The 26155-nt window shown below is 67.2% G+C and carries 19 protein-coding genes; 7 read left to right on the top strand and 12 right to left on the bottom strand.

What is annotated here, in order from left to right:
• The first annotated feature begins 54 nt into the window (after positions 1-54).
• The gene (locus E0E39_RS02685) at positions 55-546 is read left to right on the top strand and encodes a YajQ family cyclic di-GMP-binding protein (RefSeq protein WP_130873361.1); all 492 of its coding nucleotides are present in this window, start codon (positions 55-57) and stop codon (positions 544-546) included.
• Here the strand turns inward: E0E39_RS02685 and E0E39_RS02680 are convergent.
• The 4 genes from E0E39_RS02680 to E0E39_RS02665 form a co-directional block, all read right to left on the bottom strand.
• Positions 537-1757, bottom strand: coding sequence for a winged helix-turn-helix domain-containing protein (locus tag E0E39_RS02680; protein ID WP_130873360.1), 1221 nt, complete (start codon positions 1755-1757; stop codon positions 537-539). The two genes, E0E39_RS02685 and E0E39_RS02680, sit on opposite strands and share 10 nt — an antisense overlap.
• A 120-nt stretch (positions 1758-1877) precedes the next feature.
• The gene (locus E0E39_RS02675) at positions 1878-2501 is read right to left on the bottom strand and encodes a class I SAM-dependent DNA methyltransferase (RefSeq protein ID WP_130873359.1); all 624 of its coding nucleotides are present in this window, start codon (positions 2499-2501) and stop codon (positions 1878-1880) included.
• A gap of 51 nt (positions 2502-2552) precedes the next feature.
• Positions 2553-3173 (bottom strand): class I SAM-dependent methyltransferase, encoded by a 621-nt coding sequence (locus E0E39_RS02670; RefSeq protein WP_130873358.1) that lies wholly within the window; start codon positions 3171-3173, stop codon positions 2553-2555.
• Positions 3174-3182: 9 nt separating this feature from the next.
• Entirely contained in the window at positions 3183-4082 is a 900-nt protein-coding gene (locus E0E39_RS02665) for a DUF808 domain-containing protein (RefSeq protein ID WP_130873357.1), read from the bottom strand.
• Positions 4083-4171: 89 nt separating this feature from the next.
• Here E0E39_RS02665 and E0E39_RS02660 point away from each other — a divergent pair, with 89 nt between their 5' ends.
• Positions 4172-5080 (top strand): exodeoxyribonuclease III, encoded by a 909-nt coding sequence (locus E0E39_RS02660; protein WP_165444847.1) that lies wholly within the window; start codon positions 4172-4174, stop codon positions 5078-5080.
• Here the strand turns inward: E0E39_RS02660 and mptB are convergent.
• Both mptB and E0E39_RS15970 read right to left on the bottom strand, forming a co-directional pair.
• Positions 5056-6555, bottom strand: a complete 1500-nt coding sequence (gene mptB / locus E0E39_RS02655) for a polyprenol phosphomannose-dependent alpha 1,6 mannosyltransferase MptB (RefSeq protein ID WP_061787934.1) — start codon at positions 6553-6555, stop codon at positions 5056-5058. The two genes, E0E39_RS02660 and mptB, sit on opposite strands and share 25 nt — an antisense overlap.
• A complete protein-coding gene (locus E0E39_RS15970) occupies positions 6555-6695 on the bottom strand; it encodes a hypothetical protein (protein WP_157682476.1) in 141 nt (46 codons plus the stop codon). Before E0E39_RS15970 ends, mptB begins: the two co-directional genes overlap by 1 nt.
• A gap of 139 nt (positions 6696-6834) precedes the next feature.
• On the opposite strand from E0E39_RS15970, the gene E0E39_RS02650 reads away from it, so the two are divergent.
• Both E0E39_RS02650 and E0E39_RS02645 read left to right on the top strand, forming a co-directional pair.
• Positions 6835-8706: a 2-oxoacid:acceptor oxidoreductase subunit alpha gene (locus E0E39_RS02650; protein WP_082793872.1), complete on the top strand. Its 1872-nt coding sequence runs from the start codon at positions 6835-6837 to the stop codon at positions 8704-8706.
• A complete protein-coding gene (locus E0E39_RS02645; protein ID WP_061787936.1) occupies positions 8706-9743 on the top strand; it encodes a 2-oxoacid:ferredoxin oxidoreductase subunit beta in 1038 nt (345 codons plus the stop codon). Before E0E39_RS02650 ends, E0E39_RS02645 begins: the two co-directional genes overlap by 1 nt.
• 67 nt (positions 9744-9810) lie before the next feature.
• Here the strand turns inward: E0E39_RS02645 and E0E39_RS02640 are convergent, their stop codons facing one another.
• The 3 genes from E0E39_RS02640 to E0E39_RS16540 all read right to left on the bottom strand — a co-directional run bounded on the left by E0E39_RS02640 (position 9811) and on the right by E0E39_RS16540 (position 17993).
• Positions 9811-11178: a hypothetical protein gene (locus E0E39_RS02640; RefSeq protein ID WP_130873355.1), complete on the bottom strand. Its 1368-nt coding sequence runs from the start codon at positions 11176-11178 to the stop codon at positions 9811-9813.
• 2951 nt (positions 11179-14129) lie between these two features.
• Positions 14130-15734, bottom strand: coding sequence for a DUF5979 domain-containing protein (locus E0E39_RS02630; protein WP_130873353.1), 1605 nt, complete (start codon positions 15732-15734; stop codon positions 14130-14132).
• A gap of 240 nt (positions 15735-15974) precedes the next feature.
• Positions 15975-17993 (bottom strand): Ig-like domain-containing protein, encoded by a 2019-nt coding sequence (locus E0E39_RS16540; RefSeq protein ID WP_130873352.1) that lies wholly within the window; start codon positions 17991-17993, stop codon positions 15975-15977.
• Between the two features lie 702 nt (positions 17994-18695).
• On the opposite strand from E0E39_RS16540, the gene E0E39_RS02620 reads away from it, so the two are divergent.
• From E0E39_RS02620 to E0E39_RS02610, 3 genes are all read left to right on the top strand, one after another.
• Positions 18696-19397, top strand: a complete 702-nt coding sequence (locus E0E39_RS02620) for an SDR family oxidoreductase (RefSeq protein WP_207302391.1) — start codon at positions 18696-18698, stop codon at positions 19395-19397.
• Between the two features lie 82 nt (positions 19398-19479).
• The gene (nhaA, locus tag E0E39_RS02615; RefSeq protein ID WP_130873351.1) at positions 19480-21342 is read left to right on the top strand and encodes a Na+/H+ antiporter NhaA; all 1863 of its coding nucleotides are present in this window, start codon (positions 19480-19482) and stop codon (positions 21340-21342) included.
• Positions 21339-22046 (top strand): SDR family oxidoreductase, encoded by a 708-nt coding sequence (locus E0E39_RS02610; RefSeq protein WP_130873350.1) that lies wholly within the window; start codon positions 21339-21341, stop codon positions 22044-22046. The genes nhaA and E0E39_RS02610 overlap by 4 nt, the downstream gene beginning before the upstream one ends.
• Positions 22047-22092: 46 nt before the next feature.
• On the opposite strand, the gene E0E39_RS02605 is transcribed toward E0E39_RS02610, so the two are convergent.
• Genes E0E39_RS02605 through E0E39_RS02595 form a run of 3 tightly spaced genes read right to left on the bottom strand, consistent with a single transcriptional unit; the run spans position 22093 to position 26143 of the window.
• On the bottom strand, positions 22093-23043 hold the full coding sequence (locus E0E39_RS02605) for a polyprenyl synthetase family protein (protein WP_130873349.1): 951 nt from the start codon (positions 23041-23043) through the stop codon (positions 22093-22095).
• Positions 23044-23057: 14 nt separating this feature from the next.
• Complete coding sequence (gene nuoN, locus E0E39_RS02600; protein ID WP_130873348.1) at positions 23058-24629, bottom strand: NADH-quinone oxidoreductase subunit NuoN; 1572 nt, start codon at positions 24627-24629, stop codon at positions 23058-23060.
• Entirely contained in the window at positions 24629-26143 is a 1515-nt protein-coding gene (locus E0E39_RS02595; protein ID WP_130873347.1) for an NADH-quinone oxidoreductase subunit M, read from the bottom strand. Before E0E39_RS02595 ends, nuoN begins: the two co-directional genes overlap by 1 nt.
• Between the last annotated feature and the right edge of the window lie 12 nt (positions 26144-26155).

Below are 26155 nucleotides of genomic sequence, written 5' to 3'. Positions count from 1 at the left end.
GAAGGACCGGGTGGGGCTGGCACAATGGGTGGCCCACGATCCGAGGAGGAACCCATGGCAGCGGACAGCTCTTTCGACGTCGTCAGCAAGGTTGATCGCCAAGAGGTGGACAACGCGCTGAACCAGGCCGCCAAGGAGGTGTCGCAGCGCTTCGACTTCAAGAACACCGACTCCTCCATCCGCTGGTCCGGGGAGGCCATCGAGATCGAGTCGAGCGGGGAGGAGCGCGCGAAGGCGGTGCTGGACGTGTTCCAGTCGAAGCTGATCAAGCGCGGGGTGTCGTTGAAGGCCCTCGACGCCGGTGAACCCCGCATCTCCGGGAAGAAGTGGAAGATCACCTGCACCACCAAGCAGGGCATCAAGCAGGAGGACGCGAAGAAGATCTCCAAGCTGGTGCGCGACGAGGGCCCCAAGGGCGTGAAGGTGCAGATCCAGGGCGACGAACTGCGGGTCAGCTCGAAGTCACGCGACCACCTCCAGGAGGTCCAGCGCCTCATCAAGGAGGCCGACTACGACTTCGCCGTCCAGTTCGTGAACTACCGCTGAACCAGCGGGGTCGCCAGCTCGGCCGCCAGCGACGACGCCAGGTCGCCCCAGTCCTGGACGGCGAAGGCGTCCAGGCCCTGCCAGGCCGCGGCCGTCCTCAGCAGTTCCGCGATCCGGGGCGCGGCATCGCGCGGGGCGTGGGTCTCCGACCACGCCGACTGGACGCGCAGCACCCCGTTCCTGCGGTCGTTCTTGAGGTCGACGCGGGCCGCGAGGCGATCCCCCAGCAGCACCGGCAGCGAGTAGTAGCCGAACCGGCGTTCGCGGGCGGGGGTGTAGATTTCGATCCGGTAGTGGAAACCGTGGATCCGTTCCGCGCGGGGCCGGTGCCACACCACCGGGTCGAAGGGGGTCAGCAGCGCGTCCCGGTGCACCCGGGAGGGCACCGCCGCGTCCCGGTGCAGCCAGGCGGAAACCGGCGCGCCGCCACGCGAGTTCCAGCCCTCGACCACCACCGGCAGCAGCTCCCCCGCCGCCTGGAGTTCCGCGACGGCCGGTCTGGTCTCGGCGGGGCGCAGCCGGAAGTAGTCGGCCAGGTCGTCGAGGGTCGCCACCCCGAGCGCGACCGCTGCGCGCCGCACCAGCTCCATCCGCGCCTCGTCCTCGGGCATCCCGGTCCCGATCAGATGCCCGGGCAGCACCTGTTCCGGCAGGGCGTAGCGGCGTTCGAACCCGACCCGGCCCGCCGTCGCCAGCTCCCCGAAGAGGAACTGGTACTCCAGCAGCCGTTTCACCCTCGACAGCCCCCACCACGGCCCGGTGCGACGGTTGTGCTCGTGGTCGATGTCGCTGGCCCGCAGCGGCCCGCGTTCCGCGATCTGGGCCAGGAGCCAGGCCCGCAGCCGCGGATTGTCGCGGTAGATCTCGCGATCACCGTGGCGGGCGCGCATCCGGGCCCGGCGGAACTCGAACAACGGGTGATCCTCGACCGGCACCAGGGCAGCCTCGTGGGCCCAGCACTCCGTCAGGACGGGAGGATCCCCGGTCAGGGCGTCGAGCCGGGTCCTGTCGTAGAGGCCACACCGGGAGAACACCGGCAAGTAGTGGCTGCGTTCGAAGACGTTCACCGAGTCCAGTTGCAGCACCCGCAGCCCGCGCACCACCCTCTCGATGCCCGCCCGCGACGGCGCGGAGGCCGGTCTGCGGCCCGTGAACCCCTGGGCCGCCAGTGAGACGCGCCTCGCCTGGGCGGCACTCAGGGAATCGGTCATGCAGGCATCCTCCCACGAGTGGATGACCTGTCTCCCCCACCGCGTTCCCGTCCGCCCCGCAGGTGCTCCACGCGCTCAACCGGGTTCCCGCGCCACTGGCGCTCGCGGCTCCTGCCGGGCTCAGGGCCTCGCGATCGCCAGGAACAACGGGAAGTCCAGGCGCTGGCCGCCGGCCACCTTCTTGTTGGCCACCCCGGCGTCGTGGAAGCTGATGTCGCGGTATCCCGCATCCTCCAGCCAGCCGCGCAGCTCGTCACACCGGAAGCCGTGGTGGCCGTGGAAATCGACGGATGTCGAGTGGTAGAGGCCGTCCGCGTCGTGGTCGAGGTCGGCGATCGCCACCACACCCCCGGGAACCACGAAGCGGCGCAGCGTCCTCAGCAGGGCCGGAACGTCGTCGACGTGGTGGAAGAACAGCTGCGCCAGCACCAGCTCGTAGGGTCCGCCCGGGATCCCCTCGGACAGATCGGCCACAGCGGTGTTCCAGTCCTTCAAACCGGCTGCCGCCAGGGCCTTCGAGGCGGCCTCGACCATCGCCGGCGAGGCGTCCAGCAGGGTGGTGGGTCCGAGCACGTCGGCCAGGCAGCGCGACAGCAACCCCGTCCCGGCACCGAGCTCCACGGTGACCGGCCGCCCGGTCAGGGGCAGGTTCGTCCTGATCGTTTCCGCCACCTGACGGGCCCGGGCCAGGCGCGCCGGGTCGTCGTCCCAGGACGCGGCCCGCGAGTCGAAGTTCTCAACCATGCCCCGAGCCTATGCCCTGTTGCGAAAGTCGCGCCCCGGTCTTCCGGCCCTTCAGGCCCTCGCGAAGGCCAGGAACATGGGGAAGTCCTGGCGTTCGCCGTCGACCTCCTTGCCGACCACCCCTGCGTCGTGGAAGCAGGCGTCGCGGTATCCCGCCTCCTCCAACCGGCCACGCAGCTCGCCGCGGCAGAAACCGTGGTGGCCGTGGAAATCGACGGCCGTGGCGTGGGAGCGCTTCGCGGCGTCGTGGTCGAGGTCGGCGATCACCACCACCCCTCCGGGGGTCATCGCCCGGCGCAGCGCCCTCAGCAGAGCCGGCACGTCGTCGACGTGGTGGAGGAACATCTGCGCCAGCGCCAGCTCGTAGGGTCCGCCCGGGATTCCCTCGGACAGGTCGGCCACAGCGGCGCTCCAGTCCCCCAGCCCCTCGGATGCCAAGGCCTTCGACGCGACCTCGACCATCGCCGGGGAAGCGTCCAGCAGGGTGGTGGGCCCGAGCACGTCGTGCAGGCAGCGGGCCAGCATACCCGTCCCGGAGCCCAGCTCGACGGTCACCGGATGCCCGTCGAGGGGCACCACCGAACGCACCACGGCAGCGACCCTGCGGACCCTGGCCATCCGCTCCAGGTCGTCGTCCCAGGTGGCGGCCCGTTCGTCAAAATCTTCGCCCATGGCCTGAGCCTACCGGGCGGGTTCGGCGGCCCGCTTCGGGATCAGGTGAACAACCGCGACGACCACCGCTCCGACCGCGAGGCCGAGCACCGCGGAGCAGGCGGTCTCCACCACCCATTCCAGCGTCTCGCCGGCCACCGGAACCGACACGGTGGCGTGGGCCAGGCCGTGAACCAGCCCCAGGGGCGCACCCCAGCCGAGCTTGGCGGCACCGTCGAGGAGGATGTGCCCACCTACCCACAGCATGGCGGCGATCCCGATCACGGACAGTGCGGCCAGCAGCTTCGGCATGGCGGCCACCAGGAGGCCGCCGAGCGCACGACCCGCCCCCTCGCCCTCCTTCAGTTTCAGGCCGACATCGTCCATCTTCACGATCAGCGCCACCACACCGTAGACCAGCGCCGTGATCAGGACCCCGACCAGCGCCAACGTGATCGCGCGGCGCCAGAAACCCTCCTCGGCGAGGGAGTTCAGGGAGATCACCATGATCTCCGCGGACAGGATGAAGTCGGTGGTGACGGCCCCGCGCACCAGGGTGTTCTCGTCCTTCTCGCCGCGATCCGCGGCCGGTTCTTCCTCGCTGTGGTGCCCGGAGACGGCCTCCCAGACCTTCTCGGCGCCCTCGAAACACAGATAGGTGCCGCCGAGCATCAGGATCGGGGTCAGGATCCAGGGAATGAACTGGCTCAGGGCCAGCGCCACCACCAGGATGATCGCCTTGTTCCGCAGCGATCCTTTTGCGATCCGCCAGATGATCGGCAGCTCCCGGGCCGGGCTCAGGCCTGTGACGTAGCGGGGGGTGACGGCGGCGTCGTCGATCACGACCGCCATTGCCTTGGTGCTGGTTGCGCTGGTCAGTTTCGCGATCATCGCCACGTCGTCCAGCAGCGCGGCCAGGCCTCCGGCCATGTGTTTCCTCCAACTTTTCGGGTCGCCAAAGAAGGTAGCATCCCAGCCATTCATGCCCGCCGGCATTAGCATGCGACGCCATGAGCAACCTGCGTCTGATCTCCCACAACGTCAACGGCATCCGCGCCGCCCTGCGCCGGGGCCTGCACGAGTTGTGGCGACGCGAGAAGGCCGACGTCCTGTGTCTGCAGGAGGTGCGCTGCCGCCTCAGGGACCTGCCCGCCGGCGCCTTCACCGGGCATCACGTCGCCTGGTCCATCGGCGAGCTGGCGGGTCGCAACGGCGTGGCTGTCCTGACCAGTGACGCGCCGGAGCGGATCGCCACCCTCGACGGCACCGCGGTGATCGTCGCGCCTGACGGCACACCCACCGAGTCGGAGGTGGAACGGGTGGGCAACCGCGACCTGGCGGCCTTCGCCGGTGAGGGCCGCTACGTGGAGGTGGACCTGGCCGGGCTGCCCATCCGCGTCGCCTCCCTCTACCTGCCCAAGGGCGCCGTCCCGGAACACCACGCCCGGAAACCCGAGGAGGCCGACACCCCGAAGTACGAACGGAAGATGAAATTCCTCTCGGGTCTGGCACGTCACCTGACCCAGGCCCGCAGGTCGGCAGCGCAGGCCGGGCGCGAGTACGTGATAGTCGGGGATTTCAACATCGCCAACACCCGGCACGACCTCAAGAACTGGCGTTCCAACCAGCGCACCGACGGTTTCCTGCCCGAGGAACGCGACTGGTTCACCGCCCAGCTCGGTCCCCGCAGGCTGGTCGACGTGGTGCGTTCCATGCACCCGGACCAGGACGGCCCCTACTCGTGGTGGTCGTGGCGGGGCCAGGCGTTCGCGAACGACGCGGGCTGGCGCATCGACTACCACCTGGCGACGCCGAAGCTGGCGCGGGCGGCGGTCAGGGCCGAATCGCTGCGCGAGGCCGACTACGATTCCCGGGTCAGCGACCACTGCCCGGTCGCCGTGGACTACGACGCGGCCAGGCTCTCCTGAGGGGCCTTGGCGTCCCATCTCTGGGTGAGTTCGTGGGCCTTCACGGACTCCCAGACCGCCCAGATCAGCAGCAACGCGACCAGCCAGGTGCCGTTGCGGACCGCGAAGACCATGGCCTCGTAGGCCAGCAGGACCGCGGAAATGATGATGGCGATCCGGAGCCGGCGGGTGTTGGGGCGGGTCATGGGGAACAACACCCCGCCCCACAGCAGGTACCATGAGTGGAGGGCCGGGAGGGTGAACGCCGACAGCAGCAGTCCCCACCCGGTGAAGTTGAGGGGGCGGCGTCCGAGGTGCCTAAGGGCCAGCCACACGATCCCGATGGCGCACACCAGGAGCCCGAGGGAACGCATCACGGTCACGGCCATCTTGCCACCCTGGTCGATGCCCACCTGGTTCAGGAGGTACTCGACGGCCTCCCCCAGCAGGTTGAACGGTGAGGCGCTGGTCACCTTGCCGGGAACGTCGACCGCGTTCACCCATCCGAATCCGAGCCCGGTCACGACACTCAGCAGCGCGAACACCGCCACCGAGATCGCCAGCGAGGCCAGGGCCCGGGCCGCTGCGGCGGCCAAGGGACGCAGTCTCCACGACGTCCAGGGGTGGGTGATGAACGGCAGGGCCACCGCGACGAAGACCGCGGGTTGTTTGATGGCCGCCCCCATCCCGACCGCGACCGCCCCCCACCACCAGGTGCGCCACTTGGTGGTGATCCAGATCCCCATCATCGCCAGCCCCATCATGAGGGCGTCGTTGTGTGCACCACCCACGAAGTCGATGATGACGATGGGATTGGCCAGGACGAACCAGCTGGCAGCAGCCGGGTTGATGCCGAAGCGTCCCGCGATCCGCGGCACGCACCAGCCGATCATCCCCACCCCGATCAGCGCGGGCAGCCGCATGATCACCGTCGACCAGTAGGGATCGAACCCGACCAGCACTATCAGCCAGTGGTTCATCCTGAGCGCCAGGGGTCCGTAGGGGGCGGGTGTGTCGCGCCACACCCAGGCAACCTGGTCGGCGAACTGTCCGGGCAGGATCCCGGGACCCACCAGGTAGGGGTTGAGGTTGTTGTTCAGCAGCCACCCCTGGGCCGCGTAGGAGTAGGCGTCGTGGCTGAAGATCGGCGGGGCGACCAGCATGGGGGCGGCGACGATCGCGAGCATCGCCCAGTGGCGCAGCTGCGGCTGCCCCCGCGACTCCCGCCGCGCGGGACGCACCCTCAGCCAGAACTCGAGCATCAGGGCCAGGCCGGCCATGGTGATGACGGTGCCGATCCACGTCCACTCAACGCCGGCCAGTCCGTACGACGCCATCGCCCGGGTCAGGGGGGAGACCCGCGGCAGGTATGCGGGGGTCAGCGATCCCAGCACCAGCAGCACCGAACCCAGACAACCCACCAGCACCGCACGCGCGCTGAAGGCGTCCCTGAACGCCTTCAACCCTCGTGACGCCGCGGCCAGCACCACCGGCATCAACGCTTCTCCCGCTGCCGCGTCCGGTGGGCGAGACGATCAGCGCGGATGCCCGGTGCGCGGGATGTCACGCTCCTCCCGCGCGGCGCGTCGAGGGGACGCACCGGCGATTCACGAGGGAAGTCGTTCGTCCGGGTCATGGAAGGCATACTACGGGGCGGCGACATCAAGAGGGTTCCTCGTTCCCGGAGCCCCGCCCGTACGGGTTGGTTCCGTTCGGGCTGAGAAGCAACAGGATGTGCCGCTATACACTTGCCCGGAGCTTTGAGACTGAGAGGGTTGTTCGTGGCTGAGACGCGGTCGCTGGATCGGGTGGTGATCCGATTCGCCGGGGATTCCGGCGACGGAATGCAGTTGACGGGGGATCGTTTCACTGCCGAATCGGCCTCGCTCGGCAACGACATCGCCACCCTGCCCAACTATCCCGCGGAGATCCGCGCCCCGCAGGGCACCCTCCCCGGGGTTTCCTCCTTCCAGGTGCACTTCGCCGACTACGACATCGTCACCCCCGGCGACCGGCCCGACGTGCTGGTGGCCATGAACCCGGCTGCGCTGAAGGCCAACCTCGGCGATCTGCCCAAGGGCGGGGTGATCATCGTCGACGAGGGCGATTTCACGAAACGCAACCTGGCGAAGGTCGGATGGGACGCGAATCCGCTGACCGACGGTTCCCTGGCCGACTGGAAGGTTCATTCCCTGGACCTGACGGGCATGGCGACAGCAGCGGCGAAACCCTTCGGGCTGGGCCGCAAGGACGCGGGCCGCACGAAGAACATGTTCGCCCTGGGGCTGTTGTGCTGGTTGTACTCCCGCGACACCTCCGGGACCATCGACTTCCTGAAGACCAAGTTCGCGTCAAAACCCGAGATCCGCGACGCGAACCTGGCGGCCTTCCGGGCTGGGCACGCCTACGGGGAGACCACCGAGGTCTTCGAGCACCGCTACCACGTGGCCTCTGCCCCCATGAAACCCGGCCGCTACCGCCAGATCACCGGGAACCTCGCCACCGCTTACGGTTTGATGGCGGGCGCCGACCGCGCCGGGATGCAGCTGTTCCTGGGTTCCTACCCGATCACCCCCGCCTCCGACATCCTCCACGAACTGAGCCGCCGCAAGGACGTCGGCGTGGTCACGGTGCAGGCGGAGGACGAGATCGCGGGCATCTGTTCCGCGCTGGGCGCCTCCTACGCGGGCCTGCTCGGGGTGACCACCACATCGGGTCCCGGCATGGCCCTGAAGATGGAGGCCGTCGGCCTGGGTGTGATGACCGAACTGCCCCTGGTGATCGTCGACGTGCAGCGCGCTGGGCCGTCGACGGGCATGCCTACCAAAACCGAGCAGGCCGACCTGTTCCAGGCGGTCATGGGTCGCAACGGTGAATCGCCGGTGGCGGTGCTGGCGGCCCGCTCCCCCGCAGACTGTTTCGCCATCGCCGTCGAGGCCTGCCGGATCGCGGTGAAGTACCGCACCCCGGTGATCGTGCTCACCGACGGCTACCTGGGCAACGGGGCGGAGCCGTGGCGGATCCCGGATCTCGACGACATCAACCCGATCGTCCCCGGTTACGCCACCGAACCGAACGCGACCGATCCGAAGGGGAAACCCGTTTTCCATCCGTATCTGCGCGACGAGAACCTGGCGCGCGCCTTCGCGGTGCCCGGCACCCCGGGGCTGGAGCACCGCATCGGAGGGTTGGAGAAGAACTCCGCCACGGGGGCGATCTCCTACGTTCCCGACAATCACGACCTGATGGTGCGCACCAGGCAGGCGAAGATCGACGGCATCGTCCGCGACATCCCCGACGTCGAGGTCCACGACCCCTCGGGACGGGCCCGGCTGCTGGTGCTGGGGTGGGGTTCCACCTACGGGCCCATCACGGCCGCCGCGCGCCGGGTGCGGCTGGGTGGCCGCGAGGTGGCGACGGCGCACCTGCGTCACCTCAACCCGATGCCCGCCAACCTGGGGGAGGTGCTGCGCGGCTACGACAGGGTGCTGGTGCCCGAGATGAACCTGGGGCAGCTGGCCTTCCTGCTGCGCGCCCGATACCTGGTGGACGTCCAGAGTTATTCACGGGTGCGGGGGCTGCCCATCTCGGTGGGTGAGCTGGAGGCCGACCTGACCGCCGAGATCGACTCGCTGGAGGTGGAGTGATGCACGGGCTCGCCGGGATTCCCCTCGCGCAGGCACCGCAGACCCGGAAGGACTACACCAGCGACCAGGAGGTGCGTTGGTGTCCCGGCTGCGGCGACTACGTGATCCTGTCCACCTTCCAGGCCATGATGGCCGACCTCGGCATCGCCCGGGAGAACACCGTCGTGGTCTCCGGCATCGGGTGCTCGTCGCGGTTTCCCTACTACGTGGACTGCTACGGGATGCATTCCATCCACGGCCGTGCCACCGCCATCGCCACCGGGGTAGCGGCGGCCCGCGAGGACCTCAACGTGTGGGTGATCACGGGCGACGGTGATGCGCTTTCGATCGGCGGCAACCATCTCATTCACGCGCTGCGGCGCAACGTGAACATCAACATCCTGCTGTTCAACAACCGCATCTACGGACTGACGAAAGGGCAGTACTCCCCCACCTCGGAGCAGGGCAAACTGACCAAGTCCACGCCCTACGGCTCCTTGGACGTGCCGTTCAACCCGGTGGCGTTGGCGCTCGGCGCGGAGGCGTCGTTCGTGGCGCGCGCCGTCGACTCCGATCGCGCGCAGCTGACGGAGGTCATGAACGCGGCGGCCCGGCATCGCGGCGCCGCCCTGATCGAGATCTACCAGAACTGCCCGATCTTCAACGACGAGGCCTTCGACGCCCTGAAGGGCCCGGAGTCGGCGAACGCACTGATCCGGCTCCGCGACGGCGAACCCGTGGTTTTCGGCACCGAGGAGCAGTTCTGCGTGGTCCGGGAACCCGACGGGGGACTGCGGGTCACCGAAACCGCCACCGCCGCCCCGGAGAGGATCGTCGTCCACGACGCGGGACGACGGGACCCGTCGCAGGCCTTCGCCCTGGCGCAGCTCACCGACCACGGCGTGATGCACCGCGCCCCGGTCGGGATCTTCCGGCAGGTGGAGCGTCCCGCCTACGACGACCTGCTGCGCGCGCAGGTGGCCGAGGCCCGCGCGGAAAATCCGCACGACGCACTGCAGGCCGCCATGTCGGGAAAGACCTTCTGGGAAATCGCCTGAAAACCCATTGAAAGGGCGTGGCCCGGCGATCCCACGAATCACCGGGCCCACTGTGAGGGAAGTTGTTCTACCTCTCTTCCCAGACCACCTTGGGATCCTCCTCGGCAACGTTGAGTGTCGCCTTCGGGAATCTCGATCCCTTGCCGAATCCCCAGAGATCGCACGGCCCTGTTCCGCTCGAATCAGTGCAGGTGGCAGACAGGCTTATGCTTCCCAGGTCCCTGGAGGAGATGATCGTCGGCACCGACGAACCGGGTTCAGGAACGACATTCTCCAGTTTGGAGGCATTCTCGGCATCCTGGGTGCGCGTGATGCTGCCTTCAGCGATGGTGCCGCCGCTCCGCAGTGTGCCGCTGATGGCCATGTTGCAGCCTGGATCGAGGTTCTTGGACTCCAAGCACGCCTTTGCCTCCGGGATGACCTTCTCACGGAACAGATCGATACCGGCCTGGCTCACCTTGAGCTTGAGGTCCGGCGATGACGTGTGGGCTGTCCCGCTGGTGACGATGACGGTGGCATCTCCATCGACTTCAAGGTATTTGTTGACGGAAGCGACGACGTAGCTGCCGGGGAACACCGGCCGGCTCGTCTCGCCGCTCTTGACGGCCACCCCGTTCACGGTGATGTCGATCCCCTTGAGAGAATAGAGTCCCAGACTGGGAGGCGACGTGAACATCTTGCCGGATTTGGGGTTAATCGTGTACTCGTCGCTGGCCGACTCACTGCCCACCTTGTAGGTGACGGGAACTTTGTAGGAGCTGTATTCATTCGTGGCTTCACCGACCGTTATCTCGGTGATCGGGGCCCGGGTCAACGAGTCCTTCAAAACCTCATCGGTAAGCAACGATGTGTCGGTGGAGGAGGACCCCAGAAGCTTCTTGGCGTCCTCGGCACGTCCCTCGGAGATCGCGGTGAGGTAGTTCGTGGCAATGGTTTTGGCGGCTTCAGCAGGGTCCTGGGGCAGGCCGGCGCCTTCCCCCTCGGCAGTGCTCCTGTTGGAGAAAACCCCTGAGAAAACCAGCACCAGTGCCACGACCACCACCACGGCAGCAGCGCCCAGGCCGATCCACAGCGGCGTCCTCGACTTCTTCGTGGAGCCTCCGATCCCCTGCTGAACACGGCCGGTCAGATATGGTGGTTGCTGCTGCCCCGGGCCGTACCCGGTTCCTTGCGGCGGAGGCCCTTGGTAGGGGCCCTGAGCTCCCTGATGGGGATTCTGCGGGCCTTGATACGGAGCGTTCGGGTCTCCTGGCACGCGCGAGCCCTGGGGTTGCCCTCCTCCCGGAGGAATGAACTGCGGCGCGTCCGTCTGCGCCGCAGATTGTGGGAGCGCTGAGTCCTGCGGCTGCTGTGGAACTTCCTGCGATTGCTGTGGAGCGGGGTTTTCCGACTCACCTGATTGGCCGGGAGCACCGGGATCATGCGGCGTTGACATCTGATTCTTTCCTCACCCGTTTCCCGAGCAGCTCAGCTCAAGAGAACCGGGACAACATCGAACTCGGTCGTGAGCCCAGGTTGTGCACGGACCCACTCCCACACGCTACAACAAACAGCCCTCTCACAGGAGACGCTCGAGAAATGGCCCCCGGATTTCCCGTACGGTTTCCCACCTCGCCCGCGTAGGGTCAACTGTGCATCTGATCGGCTCGTCAGTGGCAGCGCCGACCCGCGGATGCCCGACGATGGCCGCATCACGCGCGCAGATCCCTTCGCCTGCGCTGGTTGCAGTTCAGCGGATACTGGAAACGGAGGAAATGTGTGGAGGGACCAGACTCATCCAGCCAAGGCCCCTCCGCAAGGACGCACCCCCGCGTCGCGTACGCCGCGGTCCCGGTACCGGTCACTGTCTGCTCTCCGGCGCCGACGGCACCGGAGAGCAGACGGGAACACCAGCACCGGCCCCCGGCACGCTGCCGTTCAGGTTCCTTACCGCAGGATCACCGGTTTCCGTGTGAAACATCGGCAACCCAAGGACAGCCGAGGCGGCGCGCATGGCCGTCACCCCCATGGCGGCCATGCGCGCACTTCGCGCGTCGACGTGTCTCCCCATCCCGGAATCCCCTGAACTCACTCGTGTGAATCGACAGCGCATTGAAGCTATCAGGAAAATCTGTCCTCTGAAAGGACGACAGCAACCGCGCACTTGCCGAACGGCCACGCGGTGGGGAGGGGCGGGATTCCTTGGGCAGAACTGAATCCCGCTCCTCTTCAGGGGGCGCGGTGCGTCTTTGCAACGCTCGCCGCCGGGGGAAGCGGCTGTTTACCCCCAGGGCGCGCGAAGCGCCCCGTTTCAATGGCTCACGGGGAGCCGAGGTCACGTGTTCACGTCATTTTGCGGCGACGTGCTTGGTGAATCGTGATTGTATGCGGTTTTCCGCCTCACACCGGAAGCGCATCACGGTGACCGCGTGTCGAGGCGTCAGAGCACCATCGGACACGGACCGCCTCCTTGGGCAGGTCAGGAGACCTCGTTGATACACCGAGAGCGACACGGTGAATCCGCTGCTGTATTGCGTGCGGAAATGCACACGTTTTACCGATCTCTTCACATTCAGCACTCGGTTGAGCATTCTCCGGGAATTCAATTTCGATTCGGGGAGGCCGTCCGGGGGTCCTTGACCACTTCCCCCGGCACACCGGAGGATGGCGTCATGCGCAGTCCGCGGGAACCGAACCGTGAAGTCACGCTTCGTACCGATTGGTCTCATTCTCGCCTCTCGCGTTTTCCGGCGAGGTCTCCGGCATGCCTGCCCACCAGCGCTCCGGCAATCGCGACCACGCACAACAACCCCACCACGAGTCCGAGCGGAGCCGGCTCCTCAGCCCCGGCTCCCGGGGATTCCGTACTGCTCTGACCCTGCTGGTTGGCGACGAGTGTCTGGGGAAGCGCTGCCCGGGCGATGACCGCGGAACGCGCGCCATGCCCGGTCGAAGGAGAGAGCTCACGCGCTTCGTCCACACCACCCGGCCGTGCATCACGCGTTTGACGCGAGACCGAGGAAAGACGCGTCGTGAAAGACGGAAATTGAGAAAACCGTTTTTCGGAGCACCTTCTTCCTCCATCGGCAGGGACTGCGTTTTTGTCTCTTGAGATCCCCACGGAGCCCACGACGTTCTCGAGACACGATGCTCTCCGGACGCCGCAGGAATCGGTCCGATCGTTCAGCACGGACGACTGCTTCCGGAAAGGATTGGCCTCGCGATCGCCCACGGCGGTGAATCGTCCGCATGCGGGGATTCGGCTCACGCCTTCGTGCATGATTCGCTTTCCATCTTCCACAGGATTCGAGTGGAGCCCCCATCCGCCTCCCGCAAAGCTGGTTCCTCCCTGACGATCCATTCCTCCGAGGACCGCCCACGTTCCGACGGCCAGAATTGCAACCAAGGCGCCGATCACGATTGCTCCCAGAAGACCACCGGTTTCGCAGAGCTTGCGCCCACCCCCGACCTTCAACTCACCCCCACCTCTCCAAAGAGTTGATTCTTTGAACAACACCCAACCTAACAGAAGTTACCTCTTTCCGCGCGGGCAACGCTTGAAAACTCTGGCCGTTCGTCCAGGAAATCCCGTGTTTTCGGACCGAAAGTCAACCTGCGAGGCCGGCGGCAATGAACAAAAACTCTGTTCACAGGGGCTCACGCAGGAATTGAGGCATATTCACGCCCCCCCCTGAAGCTGGTTGAGCCGGACCGCGACGAAGGAGCGGTCCGGCTCAACACCACCCGGCAGCCACACAACAGGGTCCGCTCCAATTCCCCGGAAACCGCCACAAGGGGTTCGACACGGGCAGCTCACGGAGCGAGCGACCGGTCCAACCGGCTTCCACCACAACCCCTCACATCCACCCCGGACCAGAGGATTGTGGCAGCGGGTGCCCCACCTGTGGGCAAGCCTCATCGAGTGGAGCATTCACGACGACATGCACCAACGCACATGGATATCGACGGATGGCCAGACTTCTTGGATGGACCCCACCCGTGGCCACGACTTTCAGGCATCGCAGGTCCTTGTGGCGGGGTCGGGAGGAACCTGCCCCGGTTCGGCCCCTGGTTACTTTTGGTACCGGAAGCGACAGCTTGAGCGGCCCGGGGCACGCCGCGGTGATGCTTGCTCACGCGGGTACGTCCTGGCCGGCGAACTCCTGGAGCAGGGCGAGGGCGGCAGCTGCCATGGAGGAACATCGTTGTTCGCAGCTGCGCTACGGGGTCCGACCCGACCGGGTCGGACCCCGTAGGTTTCGCGGGAATGCTCCGCGTCTCAGGCGCCGGTCCTGGGCAGGCCGGGCCTGACCGGCGTCGGAACCGGAACCGGAACCGTCGGGGTCACCGTCACCCCCGGAACCGGAACAGACGACGACGGCACAGGAGACGGCGACGGATCAGGCGTCAAGGACACCGACGCGTGAAAGAACCATCACCATTGGCCACCCACCCCTCAGGCAGATTCCCACCATCGATGGTTCTCCCCGCAGCCGGGGTGGCGGTGACCTTCACCGTCACCTGTTTCCCGTCCTTGGTGATCTCCGGCGCGGAGTACGTGATCCCGTCGGTGGGAGCGACCTCAACCGTGGGCTCCGACGGTTCCGTCGCACCCGGCGCACACACCCCCGGCGTCACCTCAACCCTGCTCAACGCCGGCTTGGCATCCGAAACGAGAGTATTGGTCAACCTCACGACGAGCGTCGTGGAACCCTCGACGCGCACCTGTGCGCTGGTGGCGTCAGGAACCCCGTCACTCACGCCGTCTCCGGCGAACACGGGATCACCGAAAGTCACCCCCGCAACAGCCGGAACCTTCTCCGTCAACGTCACCACGGTCCCGTTGGGGATGTTGTACAACGACTCGAGCGTACCGTCAGCCCTCAAGGCCAGGGTGCCGGTCCTCACCCGCCCCTTGACGGTGTAGCTGTAGTCCACCGGAAACACGGTATCCGCCGGCACCGCGCCGGCCACGTCATTGACCACGGCCTTCCCCACACTCACGTGTCCGACGGTGTCGTTGCCTCCGGCGCCGGTTCCGCCGCCTGCTGCTTCCCTGACGGCCGCTGCTTCGTAGGAGTTGCCATTGATCGTGACGGTGTTCGGGTACTGGGCGCCGACGAGGATCTCCTCGCCAACGGAAAGGCTGTACTCGAGCAGGTACATGTCGTCCTCGGAGAATTCCTCGGCCTTGGTGTAGGTGAGCTGTATCCGGCTGGTGTCGTCGATGTTCGCGATCACATCCGGATAGTTGCCACCATCGTTGCTGTAGAGCACGGTGCGGCAGTCCGCACGCGAGGTCTCGTTCCAGCACAAGGGGTTGTGGTTGGGAATCCGGTAGAGGGTGACCTCGGCCGGCTTCACGGTCAGGGTCGACCCCGGCACGGTGAACGTGTCATCAATCGTCAGGGTGTTGCCACTCAGTTCCTGCCCGGGAATACGAATCTTCCAGGCCAGGGTGTCGTAGGGATCCCCGAGGAAGAAACCAGCTTTTGAAATGTCATCGGGAACATACGGGGAATAGCCGATGTCGGTTTGCCCGTTCGGGAGCGCGACCTCGATCGGGGTTCCTCCGTTGATGAGCAGCGTGGCGGTGTCTCCCGTGTGGGTTGCCGCCACCCTGGTGTTGATGAAGAACTCGCCACCCACGTCGACCTTGCCGACGACATTGCTGTTCAGGGTGCAGGACACCTCGGACCTGGAGACCACGCAAGTCCCGTAGTCGATGGGATTCTGTGCCGAGCCGACCAGTTCGAAGGTGCCGCTGGTTCCCTCGAAGGCGGCAGGAAGACCGATCGTGAACGTGTCACCCTCCTGGCCGCTGTAGTCATCGATGGCCCAGCGTCCGCTGAGCTCCACGTCATTCCAGACATAGGTGGGTCCAGCAGGTGACGATTTGTCCGCCAGTTTCACACTTCCCGGAACGATCGGATTGATCTCGGCGGCATGAGCCACCTGCACCCCCTGCACCAGTCCCGACAACCCGAGCATCACGGCGACCACCAAGGACATCAGCCGCCCTCTGCTCAACGGAATCGTTTTCCGTCTCACAGCGCATTCCCCCATTCTTCTCAACCAACCGGTCTCGGGAAAGGCCCAGGAACGACCGGCACGAACACTGCGCCAGCCTAGCGACCGAACAAATTTCTCTCATCTCTCCTTTCGACAATTCACACACGGCAGACCCGGGAATAACCTCCGGGCCTCGATTCCAAGGAATCGGGGCCCGGAGATCGTCACACCAGCGGGGCGTCAGGCCCCGGTCCTCGGCAACCCCGGCCTGATCGGCGTCGGAAGCGACCCGACCGGGGTCGGGGTCACCACCACATGCGGGCTCGGAGAAACCGAGGGCGACGGGGTGACCGACGGCGACGGGCTCGGGTCCGGGGTGGGAGCGGCCGGAACCTCGCAGACGGGGGTCTCGGTTCTACCGGTGAAGACGGCGGTCCGCGCGTCGATCCGTTTCCAGCCCTCCGGCATCGAGCCACCGAACTCGTGGCCGTCCCGGGCGGTGGCGGTGACGACGACGGTGACCTGGCCGTTGCTGCTGGTGACCCGGGGTTCGCCGTAGTCGATCTCGTCGGTGTCCTCGATCCCGGTCACCGACGGCGGCACCGGGGTCGTGGAGTCGACGGGGCAGGCCTGCGCACCTACGGACGGGATCACGGGGGTGATGGTCTTCACGCAGCTCGGCTGGGTGATGGTGGTGGTGAAGGTGTAGGTGCCGTCACCGTTGGCCTTCCAGCCCTCCGGCAGGTGCTGGTCGTCGATCTCCCTGCCCGCCGCGGGGGTGGCGGTGACCTCGACGGTCACCTCGTCGCCGGAGGTGGTGAGCCTCGGGGTGGAGTAGGTGATGCCGTCGGTCTCACCGACCTTGACGGTGGGTTCGGAGGGTTCACTGGAGCCCGGTTTGCAGACCCCGGGGGCGACCTCGACGGTGGCCAGTTTCGGGTTCACGTGGTTGGTGAGGGACACCTCAACGGTCTTGAGGCCCTCGACGGTGACCTGGGCGCTGTTGGCGTCGGGAACCCCGTCCTTGACGCCCTCACCCGAGAACACCGGGTCTCCGTAGTCGATGTCGCCGCCGGAGGGCACCTTCTCGGTCAGGGTGACCACGGTGCCGTTCGGGACGTTGTTGAGGGTTTCGAGGGTGCCGTCGGCCTTGACGGCCAGCTCGCCGCTGCGCGCCTGGCCCTTGTACTGGTAGGACCAGGCCACCGGGTAGGTGGTGTCGGCGGAAACCTGGCCGCCCACGACCGTCTTCTTCACGGCGAGATGCCCGACGGCCTCCCCGGAACCGGTGCCACCACCCGAGACCTCCTTGACAGCGGTGGCGGTGCGGTGTTCGGCGTCGACGGTGGCCTTGTTGGTGTACTGCGCCCCCGCGGGAATCGGCCCTTCGGCCCTCAGACGCAGGTCGAACACGTAGAGCCGGTCGGCCTCGAATTTCTTGCCCCTGTTGTCGATGATGGCGGTGGCGACGTCCCGGGAATCGTCAACGGAGACCTCGAGCGAGGGCGAGGTGGATGCGTCCATGTACTGGTGGCACCCGTCGGTGTAGCTCTCGTTCCAGCACTTCGGGGTGTTGGGAACCCAGTAGACGGACGGGCTGCCATCGACGACGGTCAGCGCACTCCCGGCCACCGCGTAGTTGTCCGTGATGACCATGCGGGAACGATCGGCAACCCGGGAACCGGGAACCACGATCCGCCAGTGGACGACGCTCAGGTCGTCGCTCGGAAACCAGCCGGACTTGTTGATCTCGGTGGGAACCTCGGGGCTGTAGCCGATGTTCCTCTGCCCGCCGGGCAGCGGCACCTCGAGTGGGCCGCTGCTGAGGGGGAAAGTGACCCTGTCGGTGTTGACCAGGGCAACCACCTGCGCGCTCACCCACAGTGAGCCCCCGACGTCGTTCTTGCCCTCAACGTTCTCGTTGAAGGTGCAGACCACCTCGGTTTCCCTCACCTCACAGGTGCCGTAGGTCAGCGGGTCACCCTCGGCGCCCTTGAGCTCGAAGCTTCCGGTGGAGCCTCCGATCTCCCTGGGCAGTCCGAGCTTGAAGGTGTCCCCCGCCTTCCCGCTCTGGTCGGGAATCCGCCACGTGGCGTCGATCCTCACGCCGCTCCACAGGTAGGTCGCGGAATCGTCAGCGTCAACCCTCGAGAGCCGGATGCTTCCCCGATCAATGGCGTCCACCTCGGCGGCCCGCGCCACGGGACTCGCAACAACCAGACCGGCGATGCCGATCAGGAATGCGAGCAGGAGCACCATCGGCCTCCACCCGCTGCGAGGTCTGATCCTCTTCAACACGTCTTTTCCCTCCCAATCCATACATGTGGTTCTTGTCGTCCGATCGGCTGACCGTTCGGAGGCTGACGAACGTTAACACAGATTGCTTGAAAGATGCACCATTCGGCCAGTCGCACTCGCCGCCATACCCCAACTTTCGTCCCGGGACCCGCCTTTCGGTCATCGACCGGATCTGCCGTTCAGCGACTCCTTCGTCCGTGCGCCATTCCCCGGGAACCCCCGGGCGGGCTGGTGAAAAGCGGAGGCCGGCCACGACCGGAAAAGGCCGTGCGGAGGTTTCGGTGAGACCTGTTCACAGGTGGATGGACCGCTCTCCTTCGTCTTCGTCGCGGTCCGGCTGGGCCAGCTTCAGGGGCCGTGAACAGGCCTCGGTGCACCAGGTGAGGCACGAGCACCTGGAAGCAGCCGACTCACGGCGACTCCCGGATTCCGACCGCAAACCCGCGGCGGATTCAGGGGTATCCGCGCGCACGTCCGGGACGCGCCGATCATGAGCGCTCGCGAAACGATTCAGCGAAATCTGACGAACATGGTTTTCGCGAGCTCCACGTGAAGGTGGGGCCGAGCGAGAGGCTTCCGAAAACCGTTCAACCGGGTTGTGCGATTTGGTACAGTCACTGAACGCCCAGCACCACGAGAACCCCACCGAGGATTCACCCACACATGACACGCATGCCCACCTATGATCTGCGGGGCCGGACCGCCGTGGTCACCGGAGCCACCGGCACCCACGGATCGGCCATCGTCCGCACCCTCGTCGAGTCGGGGGTCCGGACCGCCCTGATCGCCCGGAACCGCCGCCGCATCGAGCGTCTGCGCGCCCACCTGCCCGACGACGTCCCCACGCTGGCCTGCCCGGCGGACATCACCAGCGCCTACGAGATCGTCGAGGCGCGGGACAGGATCCTGGAAGAACTCGGAGCCCCCGACCTGGTGGTCGTGGCAGCGGGCGTGCGTCGCGCGGCCCCCTTCGAGGAGGCCATCCCCGCCGACTGGACCGCGATGCTGGCCACCAACCTGCGGGGCATGCTGCAGACCGTGCAGATCTTCGCCCCCGACGTGCTGGCCGCGGGCGAACGCGGCGAGCGCGCCGACATAGTCCTGCTCGGCAGTGCCCCGGCCAGGGAACGCCAACACGCCTACTCGGTGTTCTCCTCCATCGGGGCCTCGATCGGCCAGTTCTCCCGGCACCTGCGGGCCGAGTACGGCCCCCGGGGGTGCGCGTCCACCACCTGGCCACCATCTACACCGCCGGGAGTTTCTTCGCCGACAGCAACTTCGGCTCTGACCGCTCCACGAGCGACCACCACGACGTGCTCCAGGTGGATCCGGATTCCATCGCGACGATCGACACGGAGCGGATAGGCGCCGAGGTCGGCTTCATGGTCTCCCTTCCCCCGCACGTGAACATGGCGAGCGCCACCCTCCTGCCCCTCGGGAGCCGTTGATGAGGACGATTCACCGCCTCCGTGAGGCCTTCCACGCCTTCGTGCGCCGGGAGACCTCCGGTGCACTGCTGCTGCTCGTCGCCACCGCCGTGGCCCTGCTGTGGGCCAATCTCGGGGGCCATTCCTACGAGGAGTTCTGGCACACCTATTTCACGCTGCAGTTCAACGACACCGGGTTCGGGATCAGCCTGTCGCTCCAGCACTGGATCAACGACGGCATCATGATGATGTTCTTCTTCCTGGTCAGCCTGGAGGTCAAACACGACTTCGTGATAGGCGAGCTGCGGGAGTGGCGGCGGGCCAGCGTTCCCGTGGTCGCGGCCATCGCAGGCCTGGCCGTACCCGCCCTGATCTTCGTCGCCTTCAACGCCGGCACCGAGAGCGCGGGCGCCTGGGGTGTGGTGATCTCCACCGACACCGCTTTCGTGATGGGCATCCTCGCGGTCTTCGGCAACCGGCTTCCGCTGCAGCTGCGCGCCTTCCTGGTGACCCTCGCGGTCGTCGACGACGTCGGTGCCCTGCTCGTGATCGCCACCGTCTACACCACCAGGATCGACTTCGCCCCTCTCGTGGTCGTGGCCGTGATCGCCGCCGGGCTGTACCTGCTGCAACGGGCCCGGGTGAACCGCACCCTCGTCTACATCGCGGCGGGGGCGACGCTGTGGCTGGCCTTCTGGCTCTCGGGTGTGCACGCGACCATCGCCGGTGTGGTGCTGGGTCTGCTGCTGCCGGTCTTCCCCCCGGAACGCAGCGAGGTGCTCCGCGCGGAGGAACTGACCCAGGTCTTCCGCCGCACACCCATCGCGGCCACCGGCAGCGCTGCTGTGCGGGGAATCCGCGGCTCCGTCTCCATCAACGAACGCCTCCAGTTGGCGCTGGCGCCGATCGTGAACCTGATCGTGGTGCCGCTGTTCGCCCTGGCCAACGCCGGTGTGGAGATCAGCGGGGAGACCCTGCGGCAGGCATTCACCTCGCCGCTGACGTGGGGCATCATCGCCGGCCTGGTTCTCGGCAAGTACATCGGCGTGTTCGGCGCCACGTTCCTCGCCACGAGACTCCACATCGGGGAGCTCGCGCCCGGGCTCGGCCACCGGCACATCAGCGCCGGGGCGATGCTCACCGGCATCGGTTTCACCATCTCCCTGTTCATCATCGACCTGGCCATCACGGACCCGGTCCTGCAGTCCGATGCCCGGATCGGTGTGCTCACCGCCTCACTGCTGGCCGCGCTCCTGGGCCTGCTCTCGCTGTCCGTCACCGCCCGCTACGACGCCAGGCACGCGCCGGCGCGGAAACGCCTGAACCGACCCGTCGAACCCGGACGGGATCACATCGAGGGCCCGGTGAACGCCCCGCTCACCCTCGTCGAGTACGCCAGCCTGGGCGGCATCGACGACGCCAGCGTGGAGGACGTGGTGCAGGAGGTGCGCCGCCACTTCGGCTCCGACCTGCGTTTCGTCTACCGCCACAACACCCTCGACGATCACGCCGCCGAACAGGCCGCTATGGCGATCGAGGCCGTCAACGCGCAGAGCCGCGAGCTGTTCCCGCTGATGCGGCAGGAACTCAACCGGCTGTGCATGGACGAGGAACTCGACCGCCATCTCCTTCGCCGGGCCGCAGTCGACGTGGGCGCGAACCTGTCGGCACTGGAGGAGGCCGTGCGCCAGCAGCTGCACGCGGGCCGGGTCCACGACGACACGGACGACGCGAAGACCCTCGGGCTCGACAGATCGCCGATGTTCTTCGTCAACGACGAGATCTACGAGGGCCCCGTCGAGGCCGAGGACATCATCGCAGCCCTTGAGGCCACCCGACCCGCCCCGGAGGACCAGAACCGGGTGACAGGAGCAAACGCATGACGCAACGAACCATCGTGGTGGCGGGAGGCGCCTCCGGCATCGGACTGGCGACCGCCCAGCGTGCCGTCGCCGACGGGTGGCGCACCATCATCGTCGACATCCAGGACCCCCTCGAACCGGTGGCCGCCCGGTTGGTGAAGTGCGACCTGCTCGACGCGGACGCCGCCCGCACCGCCCTTGAGGGAATCGTCCGCGACGAGGAGCGCGTGGATGCCCTGGTGGCCAGCGCCGGCGGTCAGATGGGTGGCGCGCTGGCAGCCTACGACGTCGAGGAGTGGACGCAGAGGTTCACCGCCAACACCCTTCCCGTGCTGCGTTCCATACGTTCCCTGCTGCCCGCGCTGCAGGCCGCGGCCGCCGCCAACGGGGTGGCGGACATCATCGTGGTCGGGTCGATCGCAGGCGACACCGCCTTCGACTACGCGACGATCTACGGCGCCGCCGCTGCGGGTCGCGACGCCCTCGGCGAGCAGCTGCGGGTGGAGCTGCGCACGGAGCAGATCCGGGCCCGCACGATATCCATGGGCTTCGTCCTGTCGCCCATGACCGCAGGGCTCGACATTCCGGCGGTCACCGACCAGATGGCGGAGGAGCCCCTCCTGCCCGAGGACATCGCGACGATCGTGCACCACGGGCTGAACCTGCCCCCGGACGTGAACGTCCACGACATCGTCGTGGTGCCGACCAGCCAGGAATGGGCCTGAGCTCTCCCGGGGCCACCGCCCTTGGACGAGGGGCGCGGCCGACAACTCAGGCGGAGCGTTCCACCAGGTCGTCGCAGACCCGGAGCAGCAGCTGTTTGGCCTCCCCCTCGGGAAGCGGCGCCAGGTGTCCTCTGGCCAGGTCGGCGTGGCGGCGGACCTCGGCCCGTGCTTTCTCGACGACGGGATGGGCGCGCAGCGCCGCCAACGCCTCCGCGAGGGCCGCATCGTCGCCCAGATCCCCTGAGAGGAGGTCCTTGAGGGGCTGGTCGGCGGGGTCGCGGGAGGCCTCCAGCAGCAGCGTCGGCAGCGTCGGCACGCCCTCGCGCAGGTCCGTTCCCGGGGTTTTGCCGGTGACGTCGCTGGTGATGTCGATGATGTCGTCGCTCAGCTGGAACACCAACCCGATCTCCTCGCCGTAGGCTGCCAGCGCTTCCCGGATCCACTGCGGGGCCCCGGCGATCATCGCCCCGAACAACGCGGAGGCGGCGATCAGCGAGCCCGTCTTGTCGGCGATCACCTGCAGGTAGTGGTCCAGTGCCACCTCCCCCGTCTCCGGGCCGCGGGTCTCGGCGATCTGTCCCTGCACCAGCCGGGTGAAGGTCTCAGCCTGGAGCCGCACGTAGTCGGGGCCGAGATCCGCCACCAGGATCGAGGCCTTCGCGAACAGGTAGTCGCCGATCAGGATCGCGATGGAATTGCCCCACCGGGAGTTCGCGGACGGCGCGGACCGGCGCACCTCGGCCTCGTCCATGACGTCGTCGTGATAGAGGCTCGCGACGTGGGTCAGCTCCATCACGAGAGCGGCCTTGAGCAGCATCTCCTCGTCCACCTCGCCGCCGAACTCCGATGCGAGATACACCAGCTGGGGCCGGAACCGTTTCCCCCCGGCAGCTATCAGGTGGCTGGCGGCTTCGGTGACGAACGGGGAGTCGGCCACGGCGACCTGCCGTAGCCGCTCCTCGAAGCGGATCGAGAGGGCTTCGATGTCGAGGGTCAAGGTGACTCCAGGGGTCAGCGGATGAACTGAGCGGCTCCAGCCGCCAGATCAAGAATGCTACCCGGAACCAAACCGAGAACGATCGTCGCCACAGCGGACACGGCGACAACGCCCCAGGTCCAGCCGGAGGCACCGGCCACCCTGCCCTGTTCGCCGCGTTCGGGTTCCCGGAACCACATCGCCACCACGACCTTCAGGTAGAAGAAGGCAGCCACGAGGCTCGCGATCACCGCGACCAGCACCAGCCAGCCGTACCCGCCCCGCCAGGCGGCGGCGAAGACCACCAGCTTGCCGACGAAACCCGCGGTCAGCGGGATACCGGCGAAGCTGAGCAGGAACAGGGTCATGACCCCGGCGACGAACGGGCTGGTCCGTCCCAGCCCCCGCCAGGCGGCGATCCCGTTCGCCTCTCCCCCGGCCCGCCGCACCATTGTGATGATCCCGAACCCACCGAGGGTCGCGAACCCGTAGGCCAGCAGGTAGAAGGAGATGGACCCGACCGACGAGACACCACCGTCGGCCGTGGCGCCCACGGCGGCGACGAAACCCGCCAGGATGAAACCGGCGTGGGCGATCGAGGAGTAGGCCAGCAGGCGTTTGATGTCCTGCTGCACCAGGCCCACCAGCGCGCCGACCGCCATGGTCGCGACCGCGACGGTGGCGATGATCGGCTGCCAGTCCCAGCGCGCCCCGCCGAGGGCGACGTAGAACACCCGCAGCAGCGCGGCCACGGCCGCCGTCTTGGTGGCGATCGCCATGAAACCGGTGACGGGGGTCGGGGCGCCGGTGTAGACGTCCGGGGTCCAGGTGTGGAACGGCACCGCCCCCACCTTGAACAGCAACCCGACGGCCAGCATCACCAGGCCGGTCAGCAGCAGCACCCGCGGAGACTCGTCGGCGACGATGGCCTGCGCCACACCGGCGTAGGTGAAGGTACCCGCGTAGCCGTACAGCAGTGCCACGCCGAACAGGAAGAACGCGGAGCTGAACGCACCGAGGAGGAAGTACTTCAGCGCGGCCTCCTGGCTCAGCCAGCGGCGTCGCCGCGCCATCCCGGAGAGCAGGTACAGCGGCAGGGAGAAGATCTCCAGGGCGACGAACAGCGTCAGCAGGTCGTTGGCGGCCGCGAACAGCAGCATCCCGAACAGCGCGAACAGGATCAACGGGAAGATCTCGGTGTGCTCGCGATGCTGGCGTTCCGCCTCCCGTTCCAGCGGCGATCCCGGAACGGTGGCGGCGGATGCGGCGAAGGCCGACACCCCGCCCGCGACGGCGCGTTCGGCGAACAACGCCACCCCGCCCAGGCCGACCAGCAGCAGCAGCGACCAGAAGAAGTACGTCGGCCCGTCCACGGCGACGCTTCCGGGTGCGACGATCTTGAAGTCCTCGCCCACCCAGTTGTACACGGTGAATCCCAGGGCGGTGAGGACCGTCAGCATCGCAAGCCCCGTCTGCGCGGGGTAGCGGTACTCGCGGGGAAGCACGGCCTCGAGGAGCACCCCCAGGGTGGCGCCGACCAGCAGCGCGATCAGGGGTGCCTCGAGCATCCACTCCATGGCCGGAACGGTGATCTCAAGCGGGCTCATCAGTTCTCCTGGATCGTGGGGGCGGGATCGGTCTCGCCGACGGTCTGCATCACGTTCCGTGCCGCGTCATCGGCCACCTGGAGCAGGGGCCTCGGGAAGAAACCGAAGAAGATCAGCAGCACCAGCAGCGGCGCCACCGCGAGGCGTTCGCGCAGGTTCAGGTCCGTGGAGACGTGTTTGCGCACGTCGTCGGGCACGGGACCGGTCATGGTTCTCTTGTAGACGGTGAGAACGTAGGCCGCGGCCAGCACCATCCCGAGGGTGAGCACCGCGGTGTGCACCGGGTAGCGCTGCCAGGAACCGGCCAGCACCAGGAACTCGGAGACGAAGCTGGACATGCCGGGCAGGGCGAGCACCGACAGGCCCGAGAGCAGCAGGAAACCGGCCAGCACGGGGGCGGTTTTCTGCACCCCGCCGTAGGCCTCGATGGCGGCGGTGCCGCGGCGTTTCACGAGGAAACCGATGACCAGGAACATCGCGGCCGTGGAGAAGCCGTGGTTCAGCATGTAGAAGATCGACCCGGTCAGCGACTGCGTGGTCAGCGCGAAGACCCCGAACACCATGAAACCGAAGTGGCTGACGGAGGTGTAGGACACGAACCGCAGCAGGTCGGGACTGCCGAGCGCCATCAGGGCGCCGTAGAACATCGAGACCACGGCCCACACCAGGATGACCGGCGTGGCCCAGTGCGAGGCCTCGGGGAAGATCGTCAGGCAGATCTTGATCATCCCGAAGGTGCCGATCTTGTCGAGGATGCCCACCAGCATCGTCGACGATCCGGCGGTGGCCTGCTCAGCGGTGTCCGGCAGCCAGGTGTGCAGGCCGGCCATCGGCGCCTTCACAGCGAATGCGAAGAAGAAGGCCGCGAACAGCCAGTGGCCGATGCCGCCGCCCAGGTCGAGGGCGATCAGGTCGCGGATCAGGAAGCTGGGCTCCCCCGCCCCCGCGGAGACCGCGTACAACCCGGCGACGCCGACCAGCATCACCAGCCCACCGGCCAGCGAAAACAGCAGGAACTTCACGGCAGCCGCGGCCCGTTCCGGTCCGCCGAAACCCGAGATCATGAAGTACATCGGGATCAGCGTGGCCTCGAACATCACGTAGAACAGCAGCACGTCGCTGGCCAGGAACACCAGCAGGGAGAGCCCCTCCAGTGCCAGGGCGAGGGCGAAGAAGGTCCGCGTCGACCAGCGGGCACCCTCCGCGTCGCCGACGTGCCACTCGGCGATCAGCACCAGCGGGGTGAGGATCACGGTCAGCAGCACCATGACGGCGCTCATGGGGTCCAGTTCCAGGGCGTAGGAGGCACCGATCACCCGGATCCACGGCAGCGTCTCCGACAGGTGGGTGCCGAGCCCCAGGACGAAGGCGAGGACACCGAGGACGGTGGTGGCGAAGGCGAAACACAGGCCGGTGACGCGGGCGGCGGTGCCGCGCACGCACGTCAGGACCAGGGCGCCGAGCAGCGGCAGCAGCGCGAGGATGCTCAGGAGGGGAATCGAGTCGTTGATCACGTGAGTTCTTCC

It is taken from the genome of [Pseudopropionibacterium] massiliense, assembly GCF_900607225.1.
In the GTDB taxonomy this organism is placed as follows: Bacteria; Actinomycetota; Actinomycetes; order Propionibacteriales; family Propionibacteriaceae; genus Arachnia; species Arachnia massiliensis.
The sequence above is the reverse complement of the archived record's forward strand: the minus strand, read 5'-3'. Positions and strand labels throughout refer to the sequence as shown.